At 49.5% G+C, this 14,298-nt stretch carries 8 protein-coding genes, 2 tRNA genes and 2 rRNA genes; 5 read left to right on the forward strand and 7 right to left on the reverse strand.

Annotated features, from left to right (window positions below; translation table 11 throughout):
• Nucleotides 1-138 precede the first annotated feature (138 nt).
• The 5 genes from HPS55_RS12470 to HPS55_RS12490 all read right to left on the reverse strand — a co-directional run bounded on the left by HPS55_RS12470 (nt 139) and on the right by HPS55_RS12490 (nt 6,467).
• Nucleotides 139-3,043: ribosomal RNA gene (locus tag HPS55_RS12470) — 23S ribosomal RNA — on the reverse strand.
• Between the two features lie 196 nt (nt 3,044-3,239).
• Nucleotides 3,240-3,313, reverse strand: a tRNA-Ala gene (locus tag HPS55_RS12475).
• A 51-nt stretch (nt 3,314-3,364) separates the two neighbouring features.
• Nucleotides 3,365-3,438: transfer RNA gene (locus HPS55_RS12480), tRNA-Ile, on the reverse strand.
• Between the two features lie 165 nt (nt 3,439-3,603).
• A 16S ribosomal RNA gene (locus HPS55_RS12485) occupies nt 3,604-5,137 on the reverse strand.
• The 16S and 23S rRNA genes sit together here with 2 tRNA genes alongside, the layout of an rRNA operon.
• Nucleotides 5,138-5,747: 610 nt before the next feature.
• On the reverse strand, nt 5,748-6,467 hold the full coding sequence (locus HPS55_RS12490; RefSeq protein WP_172178586.1) for a Bax inhibitor-1/YccA family protein: 720 nt from the start codon (nt 6,465-6,467) through the stop codon (nt 5,748-5,750).
• A gap of 176 nt (nt 6,468-6,643) precedes the next feature.
• Here HPS55_RS12490 and HPS55_RS12495 point away from each other — a divergent pair, with 176 nt between their 5' ends.
• The 5 genes from HPS55_RS12495 to HPS55_RS12515 all read left to right on the forward strand — a co-directional run bounded on the left by HPS55_RS12495 (nt 6,644) and on the right by HPS55_RS12515 (nt 11,939).
• Nucleotides 6,644-7,231 (forward strand): GNAT family N-acetyltransferase, encoded by a 588-nt coding sequence (locus tag HPS55_RS12495; protein WP_172178588.1) that lies wholly within the window; start codon nt 6,644-6,646, stop codon nt 7,229-7,231.
• A 100-nt stretch (nt 7,232-7,331) separates the two neighbouring features.
• Nucleotides 7,332-8,114: an SGNH/GDSL hydrolase family protein gene (locus HPS55_RS12500; protein WP_172178630.1), complete on the forward strand. Its 783-nt coding sequence runs from the start codon at nt 7,332-7,334 to the stop codon at nt 8,112-8,114.
• 276 nt (nt 8,115-8,390) lie between these two features.
• Nucleotides 8,391-9,470 (forward strand): PCMD domain-containing protein, encoded by a 1,080-nt coding sequence (locus HPS55_RS12505; RefSeq protein ID WP_253945898.1) that lies wholly within the window; start codon nt 8,391-8,393, stop codon nt 9,468-9,470.
• 28 nt (nt 9,471-9,498) lie between these two features.
• Complete coding sequence (locus HPS55_RS12510) at nt 9,499-10,251, forward strand: porin family protein (RefSeq protein WP_172178592.1); 753 nt, start codon at nt 9,499-9,501, stop codon at nt 10,249-10,251.
• Nucleotides 10,252-10,352: 101 nt separating this feature from the next.
• Nucleotides 10,353-11,939, forward strand: coding sequence for a calycin-like domain-containing protein (locus HPS55_RS12515; RefSeq protein WP_172178594.1), 1,587 nt, complete (start codon nt 10,353-10,355; stop codon nt 11,937-11,939).
• Between the two features lie 70 nt (nt 11,940-12,009).
• On the opposite strand, the gene HPS55_RS12520 is transcribed toward HPS55_RS12515, so the two are convergent.
• Both HPS55_RS12520 and HPS55_RS12525 read right to left on the reverse strand, forming a co-directional pair.
• Entirely contained in the window at nt 12,010-13,128 is a 1,119-nt protein-coding gene (locus tag HPS55_RS12520; RefSeq protein ID WP_172178596.1) for a DegT/DnrJ/EryC1/StrS family aminotransferase, read from the reverse strand.
• Nucleotides 13,129-13,184: 56 nt separating this feature from the next.
• Nucleotides 13,185-14,126 carry a GNAT family N-acetyltransferase gene (locus tag HPS55_RS12525; protein WP_172178598.1) on the reverse strand — a complete coding sequence of 314 codons (942 nt, stop codon included), beginning with the start codon at nt 14,124-14,126 and terminating at the stop codon, nt 13,185-13,187.
• Nucleotides 14,127-14,298: the final 172 nt, after the last annotated feature.

Genomic DNA, 14,298 nt, shown 5'->3' on the forward strand with positions numbered 1-14,298 from the left:
AACCACCTGATATAACATGACGTCCATCAGAATGACTATCACACACAAGACATGGATACAAAACACATAACACAAAAAAGACACACGGGAAACTCCCTTCAAACGCACCCTTCCGGGTGAACAGGGACAATCCGTCACGAAAACAAGCTCTCGGGCTATTAGTAGCGCTCGGCTTTGACGTCGCCGTCTGTACACCTGCGCCCTATCGACGTCGTAGTCTGCGACGACCCTCATATGGAGTCCTAATCTTGAGGCCGGCTTCGCACTTAGATGCTTTCAGCGCTTATCCGTTCCGGACGCGGATACCCGGCGGTGCACCTGGCGGCACAACCGGCAAACCGGAGGTCCGTCCACCACGGTCCTCTCGTACTAGTGGCGGATCCACGCAAGACTCCTGCGCCCACGATAGATAGAGACCGAACTGTCTCACGACGTTCTGAACCCAGCTCGCGTGCCACTTTAATGGGCGAACAGCCCAACCCTTGGGACCTTCTCCAGCCCCAGGATGTGACGAGCCGACATCGAGGTGCCAAACCACCCCGTCGATATGAGCTCTTGGGGGGGATCAGCCTGTTATCCCCGGAGTACCTTTTATCCTTTGAGCGATGCAGTTTCCATACACTTGCACCGGATCACTATGCCCCAGTTTCCTGCCTGCTCGGGATGTCTCCCTCCCAGTCAAGCGCCCTTATGCCATTGCACTCTGAAAGGCCGGTTACCGATCGGCCTGAGGGCACCTTTGGAAGCCTCCGTTACGCTTTTGGAGGCGACCACCCCAGTCAAACTGCCCGCCAAGCAGTGTCCGCACACTAACGCGCGTTAGACCTCAGACAGCCAAAGGGCCGTATTTCAAGGACGGCTCCACGATGACTGGCGTCACCGCTTCGAAGCCTCCGGCCTATCCTACACATCGGATGACCAAGGTCAGTGCTAAGCTGCAGTAAAGGTTCACGGGGTCTTTTCGTCCCATCGCGGGTAATCGGCATCTTCACCGATACTACAATTTCACTGAGATCATGGTTGAGACAGTGTCCGGATCATTACACCATTCGTGCAGGTCGGAACTTACCCGACAAGGAATTTCGCTACCTTAGGACCGTTATAGTTACGGCCGCCGTTTACCGGGGCTTCAATTCAGACCTTCCCATCACTGGTGAGCCCTCCTCTTAACCTTCCGGCACCGGGCAGGTGTCAGGCTGTATACTTCATCTTTCGAGTTCGCACAGCCCTGTGTTTTTGTTAAACAGTTGCCTGGACCTATTCTCTGCGCCTCACAACATGTGAGGACCCCTTATCCCGAAGTTACGGGGTCAGTTTGCCTAGTTCCTTAACCATGAATCGCTCAACGCCTTAGTATATTCAACTCGACCACGTGTGTCCGTTTGCGGTACGGGTGCCGCAAGGATTGAAGTTTAGCGGGTTTTCTCGGGAGTATGGTTACCGGCACTATCGGCTTTCCCCGAAGGGAACGCCGTACTCTAAGGTTCGGATCTCCGTGTGTACTTCACTGCACGGATCAACTCCTACACCTGTCAACGGGGATTTCCGTCACCCCGCGGCCGTGTCACTGCTCCGTCACCGCATCACTCCTTGCGGCAGTCACGGAATATTAACCGTGTCTGCCATCGCCTTCGCCCTTCGGCTGAGACTTAGGACCCGACTGACCCCGGGATGATTGACATTGCCCGGGAAACCTCGGTCTTTCGGCGGGAGGGAATCTCACCCTCCTTATCGTTACTTATACCTACATTTGCTTTTCCATTGGCTCCACCGCAAATCGTCTCCGCGGATTCCGCGCCGATGGAATGCTCCCCTACCGATACTATAAATCAATATACTATCCCGCGCCTTCGGTGTCTGACTTATACCCGATTATTATCCACGCCCCATCACTCGACCAGTGAGCTGTTACGCACTCTTTGAATGAATGGCTGCTTCCAAGCCAACATCCTGGCTGTCACTGCAACGGGACTTCGTTAGACTAACTCAGACAGAACTTCGGGACCTTAGACGGCGGTCTGGATTCTTCTCCTCTCGGGAACGGACCTTAGCACCCGTCCCCTTACTGCATGGCTACCGAGCATGAGCATTCGGAGTTCGTCAGGACTTGACAGGCGGTGAAGCCCTCGCATCCTATCGGTCGCTCTACCTCTCATGCTGAACGCCAGACGCGGCACCTAAATGCCTTTCGGGGAGTACGAGCTATCTCCGAGTTTGATTGGCCTTTCACTCCTACACTCGGCTCATCCGGAAGCTTTTCAACGCTTATCGGTGCGGACCTCCATCCCGTGTTACCGGGACTTCATCCTGGCCAAGTGTAGATCACTCGGTTTCGCGTCTGCCTCCACTGACTGTACGCCCTCTTCAGGCTCGCTTTCACTGCGGCTGCTTGTGTCATCACAATTAACCTCGCCAGTGACGGCAACTCGTAGGTTCATTATGCAAAAGGCACGCCGTCACATCACAATGATGCTCCGACCGCTTGTAGGCGCATGGTTTCAGGATCTCTTGCACTCCCCTCATGGGGGTTCTTTTCACCTTTCCCTCACGGTACTGGTTCGCTATCGGTCTCACGGGAGTATTTAGCCTTGCCGGATGGGCCCGGCGGATTCGCGCAGGATTACTCGTGTCCCGCGTTACTCAGGATACCACTAGGCCATCTCATGCTTCGCGTACGGGCCTGTCACCCTCTATGGAGACACTTTCCAGTATCTTCCGCTCGCATTCAATGTACCACGGCGTGGTCCTACAACCCCGGCATTGCGTTGACACAACGCCGGTTTGGGCTCTTCCCCGGTCGCTCGCCACTACTGGGGGAATCATTGTTATTTTCTCTTCCTGCAGGTACTAAGATGTTTCAGTTCCCTGCGTTAGCCTCTGTACTTATGCACAGATGTCAGTCCGACTGACTGACGGGTTGTCCCATTCGGAAATCCGCGGATCAAGGGATATTTGCTCCTACCCGCGGCTTGTCGCAGCTTATCACGTCCTTCATCGCCTCCGTGAGCCAAGGCATCCACCATGCGCCCTGAACTACTTGCTTTCATGCTGTCATACTTATAAAGCACGACAGACGCTTTACTACAGATACCTCTCCACGACGCTTTACTACAGATACCTCTCCAAAAAAAAGAAAGGCATTTGCTATGAGTTTCGTACTCATGTATTGTGTGTCAATATGTCAAAGAACGTCTGGAAACCATCACCTGTCCGACATGCGGAAAGGAGCGTCCCAAAAGTGGAGAATAACGGATTCGAACCGTTGACCCCCTGCTTGCAAAGCAGGTGCTCTAGCCAGCTGAGCTAATCCCCCGCAAAGACGGAAAAACCGTGCACCCCTAATTCCGGCGGTACAAGGAGCCGGTAGTCCCAGGCAGACTTGAACTGCCGACCTCCACATTATCAGTGTGGCGCTCTAACCAACTGAGCTATAGGACTTCGTTGCAGCCAAGCGGGGAGGGAGCATCCTAAGGATGATGCGCCGTCTGTCTCCGATATCATAAAACAGACCGACAGAAGTAGACAAGAAACAGGCGGCTCCAATAGACAATGGAAAGTCGCTGTAAAAAAAAACGGACCAACAAATATAAGGCGTCACTCCAGAAAGGAGGTGTTCCAGCCGCACCTTCCGGTACGGCTACCTTGTTACGACTTAGCCCCAATCACCGGTTTCACCCTAGGCCGACCCTCGCGGTCACGGACTTCAGGCGCCCCCGGCTTTCATGGCTTGACGGGCGGTGTGTACAAGGCCCGGGAACGTATTCACCGCGCCATGGCTGATGCGCGATTACTAGCGAATCCAGCTTCGTGGGGTCGGGTTGCAGACCCCAGTCCGAACTGAGGGCGGCTTTACGGATTGGACGTACGTTGCCGGACGCCGACCGTCTGTACCACCCATTGTAACACGTGTGTAGCCCCGGACGTAAGGGCCGTGCTGATTTGACGTCATCCCCACCCTCCTCACTCCTTACGGAGGCAGTCTTCACAGAGTGCCCGGCATTACCCGATGGCAACTGAGAACAGGGGTTGCGCTCGTTATGGCACTTAAGCCGACACCTCACGGCACGAGCTGACGACAACCATGCAGCACCTCCGCCGGCGCCCCGAAGGGCCTCACCATCTCTGGATCGTTCGCCGGCAGTTCAAGCCCGGGTAAGGTTCCTCGCGTATCATCGAATTAAACCACATGTTCCTCCGCTTGTGCGGGCCCCCGTCAATTCCTTTGAGTTTCACCGTTGCCGGCGTACTCCCCAGGTGGGATGCTTAACGCTTTCGCTTGGCCGCTGACAATATATCGCCAACAGCGGGCATCCATCGTTTACCGCGCGGACTACCAGGGTATCTAATCCTGTTCGATACCCGCGCCTTCGAGCTTCAGCGTCAGTAGCGCTGCCGTATGCTGCCTTCGCAATCGGGGTTCTTCGTGATATCTAAGCATTTCACCGCTACACCACGAATTCCGCATACGTTCCGCGCACTCAAGGACTCCAGTTCGCGCCGCAGTGTCAAGGTTGAGCCCCGACATTTCACGGCACGCTTAAAACCCGGCCTACGCTCCCTTTAAACCCAATAAATCCGGATAACGCCCGGACCTTCCGTATTACCGCGGCTGCTGGCACGGAATTAGCCGGTCCTTATTCATACGGTACCTGCAATAAACCACACGTGGCATACTTTATCCCCGTATAAAAGCAGTTTACAACCCATAGGGCCGTCGTCCTGCACGCTACTTGGCTGGTTCAGGCTCGCGCCCATTGACCAATATTCCTCACTGCTGCCTCCCGTAGGAGTTTGGACCGTGTCTCAGTTCCAATGTGGGGGACCTTCCTCTCAGAACCCCTACTGATCGTCGCCCCGGTGGGCCGTTACCCCGCCGGCAAGCTAATCAGACGCATCCCCATCCTTTACCGGCCGAAGCCTTTGGTCATGAAAATATGCATCAACATGACAACATACGGTATTAATCCGCCTTTCGACGGGCTGTCCCATAGTAAAGGGCAGGTTGGATACGCGTTACTCACCCGTGCGCCGGTCGCCATCAGATGTCCCCGAAAGGACATCCATGCTGCCCCGCGACTTGCATGTGTTAAGCCTGTAGCTAGCGTTCATCCTGAGCCAGGATCAAACTCTACATTGTAAATAATTGTATCGTTATCTCTTTTTCTCAATACCATAAAGGCAAAGAGAAAGAAATGTCTGTCCAGGACGCCATATATCCGATTTGAGTATCAACCACCAACAAAAGGTGGATTGACGGTTCGTTTTTTACCCATAGACACTTATGATAAACATAAGCGCATATGCTTCTTGTACTACTACTTATCTGTCTGTCAATATTTCAAAGAACTCTCTCTTTTTCGTTTTTTATGCCTCAAGGCGTTAACCCTGAAAGCGGATGCAAAGGTAAGCACTTTAAGTCAACCCACCAAATGTTTTTGAAGAAAAATTCACGTTTTATAGGAAATTTCAGCTAAAATTGATGTAAATCAAGAGAAAAGAGAAAAAAAATGAGAAATACGGGAAATATGTAAAAAAGGAAAACCGAAATAACAGTTAAAACAAGAATGGGAAAAATGTATGATAAAGATGTCAGGTGATGAAGATAAAGTAGAGGCTCAAATAAATAAAGACAAGATAAAAACATCATAGGAATGTTCATCTTGTCTTTCTTTATACATTTATAATATATCAGATAATACTAAATATTTTGCTCTGCCTGCTTTGACACAACAACACATATAAGGAGATTATTCTCTCTTTCCAAATATCCTGAGCAAATACAAAAAAAGGTTGATAAAATCAAGATATAATGACAATGCTCCAATAAGTGCGATTTTCTGTGCCGTCTCACCGGTGTCTTCCGCCTGCATAAGCATCTGTTTTATCTTTTGCGTATCGTAAGCTGTAAGCCCAACAAAAATAAGAACACCTACATAACTTACAATCAAAGCCAACCCTGTACTCTTCAGAAAAAGGTTGACTAAGGTAGCTATAATCAGACCTATAAGTCCCATCATCAATATCTTACCCATTGATGAGAGATCTGTCTTTGTAGTATATCCAATAAATGCCATCACGGCAAATGTTCCAGCTGTGATAAAAAATACGTTAGCTATCGACGACATCGTATACACAGCAAAGATAAACGATAATGTAGCTCCGTTAATAACCGAATAGAGAACAAAAAGTAAAGTGGCTGTCGCTAAAGAAAGCCTGTTGATAGCACTGGTTATACCTATTACGAGAAGAAGTTCTGCACCAATAAGCCCAAAAAACAAAAATCTATTTGTCGCTATCGTCATCATTATCCCCGGACTTGAAGCCACTCCATAGGCTGTAAAGCCTGTAATGACAAGTGCAAGAGTCATCCATACATACACCTTACGCATCAAAGCCGGAAAAGCTGCCGACATAGACAATTCACGGTCTCTTGACATGCTGTCCATTTGAAAATCTCTGTAACTCATATTTCTTTCTTAATTTTAATATTTACGAGTGCAAAGATATTTATATTTTTCGGATAGCGTTTAATTTGTATCATAAAAAACAATAAAAAGACCGAACGCGACCAAACAGTAACAATAAATTTCACTATATTTGCATTTACATAACAAAATTAAGCACTTGCCTCAAACAACAGATTATGAACAAAAAAATAACACTGCGTCTCGGACGACCAGAAGACGCACAACACATCGCCGGAATGATAATAATGGCCATGACAGAGGAGTGCTGCCGCCATTTTTACGGTGAGCACCACAGCATTGAAGATTTCCATAGACTGATGACACAATTGGCAGCAAGCCCCGGCACACAATATAGTTATGAAAACACCATTTGCGCCATCGATGACAAAGGCCGCATAGTGGGCATCAGTGTGAGCTACGATGGTGCCAGACTGGAAGAATTGCGCCAACCGTTCATCGACAGCGCTATAAGAGAGTTTGGAATAGACCACAGCAGCATGAGCCCCGAAACACAATCCGGTGAACTGTATCTCGACTCGCTTGCAGTCCTTCCTGAATACCGCGGCATGGGCATCGCCAAATTGTTACTGAAAGCCACCGCTGAAAAAGCATACAAAATGGGAGCCTTACCAATCGGATTACTCGTAGACGAAAGTAACACGCAAGCAGAACAATTATATTATAAAATGGGATTCAGACATATCAACAACAATAAATGGGGCGGACACAATATGAAACATCTGCAATTAACAAGTGAAAAATGAATCTATTTACAGTTTTCTATGATTATCAAACAGAAAGACATACATACAACAAATAAAAATCTATAAAAGACTAATGAACAAAAAAATTATCAGCATCGTTATGAGCATGCTTATAACGATGCCCTCAGTGGCACAGAGCGTAATCACCCACCCCTGGCAAGGAAAGAAAGTAGCCTATTTCGGAGACTCCATCACCGATCCGAACAATAAGGCTTCCAATAAAAAATATTGGAGTTTTCTTAAAGAATGGCTCGGCATAACCCCATTGGTATACGGTGTCAGCGGACGCCAATGGACTGATATACCGCGCCAGACAGCACAATTGAAAAAAGAACATGGTAACGACTTCGACGCCATACTAATCTTCATGGGCACCAACGACTACAATCATGCAGTACCTTTAGGCCAATGGTTTGACGAACAGATGGAAAGTGTAGAATACGGCCACGAATACGTAAAGCGTATGGAAAATCGACTTCGACGCCGCCCCGCTATGGATACCCAAACATACCGGGGACGTATCAACATTGCCATCGACTCGCTCAAGCGTGCCTTTCCCGCCAAACAGATAGTTCTCCTTACTCCTATACACCGTGCGGGATTCTACGCCGGTGATAAAAACTGGCAGTGCACGGAGGAATATCAGAACCGTTGCGGGCTTTATCTCGACAGTTATGTAGATGCAACAAAAGAGGCCGGAAACATTTGGGCCGTACCAGTGATAGACCTCAATGCACTATGCGGTCTATATCCTATGTCCGACGAGCACGCACAATACTTCAACCAAGCCGATACCGACCGTCTGCATCCCAACGACCTCGGACACGAACGCATGGCGCGTACACTGATGTATCAGTTGCTGACACTGCCATGCAATTTCTAATACACCAGACCATACATTGATTCAGACAACTACATACACGCCCCTTCACTCTCTTTTTATGAGTCTGAAGGGGCTATAACATTTCATCAAATATGTTAAAGTAACACAAAAACAAGGTCAAAACACAAAATTAAGATTATCGTTTAATCTTTTTTTGAGTAAATTTGCAAGCCTATAATATTAAGAAATTAAATTAAGACGATGCAATCATCAAAACTCATTTGGGTTATCATATTATTATGTGGTTGCCTATCCTCATGTTTCAAAGAAGAGCCGTTGAATGCTGAATGTGACATAGAATCGGTCTGGGTACATACAGACAATCCGGATGACTTTTTTTTCAACCGAACCGACACCATCATTAATGTGCCGTACAGCAAAAGCGAAATAACATTCTATGTGAAACGCAACAGTGACATAACACACATGGCCCCAATGTTCAAAATAACCGAAGGAGCGACAATAGAGCCGGCAAACGGCTCATTACAAGACTTTAGCCGTGGGCCGGTGACATATAAGGTCACATCTCAGGACAAGCAGTGGAACCGTGTCTACAACGTAGCGTTTCAAGAACGGAGCCGCACAGTGACCGACACCCTGAAATTTGACTTCGACAACTATGAACTTGACAAAGAATACGGCAAGTTCTATGTGTGGTACGACAAAAATGAAGATGGCAAGACCACATATCTGTGGGCCACAGGAAATCCCGGTTTCCGATATGCATACTCAACGATGAAAGATCCGGACAGATATCCCACCACTCCAATAGCAGAAGGAATAGACGGTGCATCAGTAAAGCTTGAGACACGCAGTACCGGAGCTTTCGGTGTGATTAACAATAAACGGATTGCCGCCGGCAACCTGTTCTATGGCTTCTTCGATACCAAATATGTGCTTACAGAGACTATGAAGTCTACAAACTTCGGACATCCTTTCGACAAAACACCCATAAAATTTGAAGGATACTACCGTTACAAGTCGGGAGATAAATATCAGGATAAGAACGGCAACGAGATACCCGGCAAGAAAGACCAAGGTTCGATATACTCGGTAATGTACCGCAACCACGATAACGCCGGCAACGAGGTTATGCTGCACGGCGACGACGTGCTCACCAATCCGCACATAGTGGCTGTGGCCCGCATGGTGGACGTGACAGGAACTGAGGATTGGACCAAGTTTGAACTGGATTTCAAGTATTTCGACAATATAGACGAAACCTTGCTCAACAACTACGGATACAATCTCGCCATAGTGTTCTCGTCAAGCTACGAGGGTGACCACTTTGAAGGTGCCGTGGGCAGCACTCTACTCATAGACAAGGTACGTCTGATATGCAAGAAAACAGAATAATCCATACACACAATTATAGCAGACACTGATGAAAAAATTATCTATGATATGCGTGTTGCTGATTATCGCGACAATCACCGCAAACGCAGAGAAACTTACTGACAATCTGAATTACAACGTCCGTTTGGGCTATAATCTCGGAGGAACTGCCCCTATAGGAATACCCTCCTCCATACGCGGCATGGACAGTTACGACCCGGGATGGAACCTGTCTTACGGATTTGACGTTCAGAAAGACATCCGCGGCCCTTGGGGCGTCATGACAGGCATACACCTCGAAAACAAGGGTATGGAAGTGGATGCGAGGGTAAAGAACTATCACATGGAAATGGTTCAAGGCGGACAGAGACTTGAAGGATATTTCACAGGCAACAATGTTGTAAACGTGGAAGAGTGGTTGCTCACAGTGCCCATAATGGCTACATATCATGTTGGTGGCAACGTGAAGTTGAAACTCGGCCCGTATATATCCTATGCCATGTCACACAAGTTCTACGGCCATGCCTACAACGGCTATCTGCGTGAGGGTACACCGACCGGTGACCGCATCAACCTCGGCAACACCGAAGAACAGCGAGGTTCCTATGATTTTTCCGATGACATGCGCCGGCTGCAATTTGGCATAGATGTCGGAGCCGATTGGTACTTCAGCAAGCGTTGGGGTGCCTACGCCGATCTGTCGTGGGGTCTCACCGGAATACACAAAAGTGATTTCAAGACGATAGAACAAACCCTCTACCCCATCTTCGGCACAGTTGGTCTCACATACAAACTTAAGTAACAAACTGTCGGAAACATTATCTGAAGACGCTCTCCGCAGTCAGGAACAAAACCAAACAAACATAACACTATAACATTCATACTAAAAAGAAAGAAAGACTTATGAAAAAACTTTTTACACTGATTACATTATTTGCCGGGACTGTGGCAGCCATGGGCACAGACTATACCGACAAACTGGTAGTGAACATAAACAACACAGCCACCGTTCCCGTCACCACAACCATATCCGTAGAGGAACAACCGGACGGAAAATATTCGCTGCAACTGAAGAACTTTATGCTTACCGCCGGCAAGAATCCGGAAGATGTCATGCCCGTAGGAACAATAAACATTTCCGACGTAGACGGCACATCGGCAGGAAACACCACCATGCTGTCTACAAGCCAAAGCATAAAGATAGAGAACGGAGACACTCCTGGTATAGACTTCTGGATGGGTTCGATGCTTCCCGAAGTGCCCGTTAACGTGAAGGCGGAGATGGCAGCCGAACGTCTGTATGCCCTTATCACCATCAACATGCCTGGCATTGGAGACATTGAAGTGGTGTTCGGAGATGTCTACCAGATGGCCAACTCCGGATTCGAGTTGTTCCATACTGCCACATCAGGAGACGTGACAAGCGACGAACCGGACAACTGGCATTCGTTCATGAGTTGCACAGGCGCTTTTGCAAGTCTGGTGAGCACTGTACCCCATACATTCATAAGCCAAGAGGCGCGTCCCGGATCAGCCGGTACAAGCAGCGTACTCATAAAATCTGGTAAAGTATTAGGAATTGTCGTTGCTAACGGAACAATGACCAACGGCCGTCTGCAAGCAGGTGCGATGTCCGCCACCGACCCGAAAAACTGTGCTTTCATTGACATTACAAGCGAGGACACCGACACAAACGGCGACCTGTTCCACAACAAGTTCTACGGTAAGCCCGACTCGATGAGCGTATGGGTGAAGTTCACGCAGGAGACACCGCAGACTGATTATCCCTACGCAACCGTTACGGCTGTGATAACTGACGGCAGCTACTATCAGGAACCTGTAGACAAAGACTATACCGATATTATCGTTGCACGCGCTGCCAACGCTACTATCGAAAGCAAAGACGGTGTATGGCAGAAACTGACCATACCGTTCGACTACGAGCCATATACAGATAAAGACGCCAAGACCATTCTCATGACATTCTCTACCAATGCCGGAGCGGGTAAAGGCACCGGTAATGACGAACTATATGTAGACGATCTCGAAATGATTTACAACTGTTCTGCCACAGGCATCACCATCAAAGGCACACCGGTAGACGGCTTCGGCACTGCCGCAGACAATGTATATGAGGTCATTGTAGACGGCGACAATGCCGACGTGGACATCGCCGACATCGCCGTTACTACCAATGGCAAGGGTGCACGCGTTACAATGGAGAAAGCCGACGTTGACTGCATCGGTGGAGGCAGCGACGTAATCATCACCGTGACATCGGCCGACCTGAAGAAGAACAACACCTACTGCGTGAAGACCCGCAGCGCCCAGTATGCAGGCATCAACAACGCAGCGATAGGTGCAGGCGGAAAGGAAGAGGTGAAAGCCATATACAATGTTAACGGTCAGCAAATCAAGTCTCCTGCAAAGGGCAGCATCTGCATCGTGAAGTACACCAACGGCAAGACCGTAAAGAAAATTGTGAAGTAATACGTTTGCAAGAAACAAACAAGAAGCAAACTGTACTGAAATAATATGAAAAGATTCGGGAGATAGTCCGCTATGACTGTCTCCCGAATTTGTTCAGTAGGCTTATTACAGTGATTATCTCATCATCGGTGAGAATCTGATTGCACGGTATACTGAGTTCCTCACGATGTATACGTTCGGTTATAGGCAACCGCATATCCCGTTCCCACATTCCTTGATAGCATTGCTGTCTGTGCGGAGGTATCGGGTAATGTATCACAGTCTGCACGCCGTTGTCTGCCAGATACTGCTGCAACTCGTCACGTCGCGGTGTGAGCACAGGGAAGATGTGGAATACACTGTGCCGCCAATAATCGTCCGCAGGCATCACGAGCAACGGATTACTCACCTCGTCCATATATCTCCGGGCCACGATGCGCCGACGCTCATTATCCTCATCAAGATAGCGCAACTTGACACTGAGCACGGCGGCCTGCAACTCGTCCATACGGCTGTTGCGTCCCTTGTACCGGAACACATACTTTCGCTCCGAACCGTAGTTGGCCAAAGCACGCACCGTTTCGGCCAACTCGCAGTCATCGGTAGTCACGGCCCCGGCATCGCCCAAAGCCCCGAGATTCTTCCCCGGATAGAAACTGTGACCGGCCGCATCGCCAATAGAACCAGTCTTTTTGAATGAAGAATGAAGAAGTCCATGCGCCTGGGCATTGTCTTCTATCAACTTTAGGCCATGGCGGCGGCATATGTCACCGATAAGATCGGTATATGCCATGCGCCCGTACAGATGGACAATCATCACAGCACGGGTGCGCTCTGTTATCGCCTGTTCTATAAGCCGGTCGTCTATCTGCAAAGTGTCGGGCCGCGGCTCCACAAGTACAGGCTTCAGTCCGTTTCCGGTTATGGCAAGTATAGACGCGATATAAGTGTTGGCGGGCACAATCACCTCGTCACCCTCCTTCATCACCCCCATCTCCATATAGGCACGCAGAATGAGTGTCAGGGCATCGAGCCCGTTGGCACAGCTCACACAGTGACGTGTACCTATATAGTCGGCATATTCTTTCTCGAAGCGTGCCACCGCCTCACCTTGCAGATACCATCCGCCCTCCACCACCCTGCTCACAGTCTCGTTTATCTCACGTCCGTGGGCGGCGGTAACCTTTTTCAGTTCCAGATATTTTATCATAGCACAATTATATCATAGTAAAACCATCATGACGCAACCGGCACATGCGCCCATCGTCACAGCGTCCACTCGTAAGTGTCGTAGCACACGCCACGCCCGCCGAAACCCTCCTTCTGGAATATGAGCGACTCGTTGAGAACGTGGCCGTGCTCAACGGTCGACTTACCGAAGTCGAAACAGCGGCGGTCGGCAAAGTCATGATTGAGTATGCGGTCGTAGATAGCGTCGATGGCTCCGAGGCGTTTGCCCTCATCATCTGCCGAAATGTACTGCGAGTGAACCACATTGCCGAAGTCGTAGAGCAGCGTTCCGCCCACCACGCGCGAGTCTCTCAGCGCCACGTAGAGCTTTATACGGTCGGGGAAACGCGAAGCCAACAGTTCCATCTCGCCCACCGTATGCACCGGATTCACGCCATAGCGGGCGTTGAGATTGCCGGTGAGCACGGTCCAGAAAGCAGCGAGATTGTCGCTTTGTTCCACCGTCACGCCGTTGTTTCGGGCCTTGCTCACACCGCACTTGCGACCATGACTCCACTTCACCCGTGCGTCAAGGAATATCGCGGACGATATGTCGCGCGCCAGCAAACGGGCATTGCACTCGCGGAATATGGCGTACAGGTCTTCCTCGGCCGGCAGACGATGATATATCCACGGCACCGCCTTATACACCACGCGCCGTATACCCTCGGAACGCAGACTGTCGTTAAGTTCGGCAAACAGCCGCACCGTATCGGCAGCCGATGCCGACGCCGAGAGTATGACTCCGCCGTAGGTCAGTCCGCCGTGCGACCACAACGTGCCGTCGGCCGCGATACAGGCCGGCAACAGCGCATAGAGCCGTCCCTCGCGGTATATCATAAGCGAGTGGTCACGAAATCTGTCGGCATGGTAGTCCATGTAACTGCGGTCGAAAAGGAATGTCCCGTTCTTCGACCCGGCCACAAAGGCGTTCCATTCCGCAGCATCGGCAGGTGAATATCTCTTTAGTTCGAACATTGTTTTTTTATAAAAGGAGTTAGAGGAGTTAAAGGGAGTTATCGCGGGCATAGCCCGCTCAGGAGTTAAAAACATATGCTTTGTTGCATGATTATATCGAGCCACTGAGGCTTTTGTCTTTAACTCCTGAGCGACTGCAGGGAGCGATAACTCCCTTTAACTCCTCTAACTC

This window comes from Xylanibacter rodentium (assembly GCF_013166575.1).
In the GTDB taxonomy this organism is placed as follows: Bacteria; Bacteroidota; Bacteroidia; order Bacteroidales; family Bacteroidaceae; genus Prevotella; species Prevotella rodentium.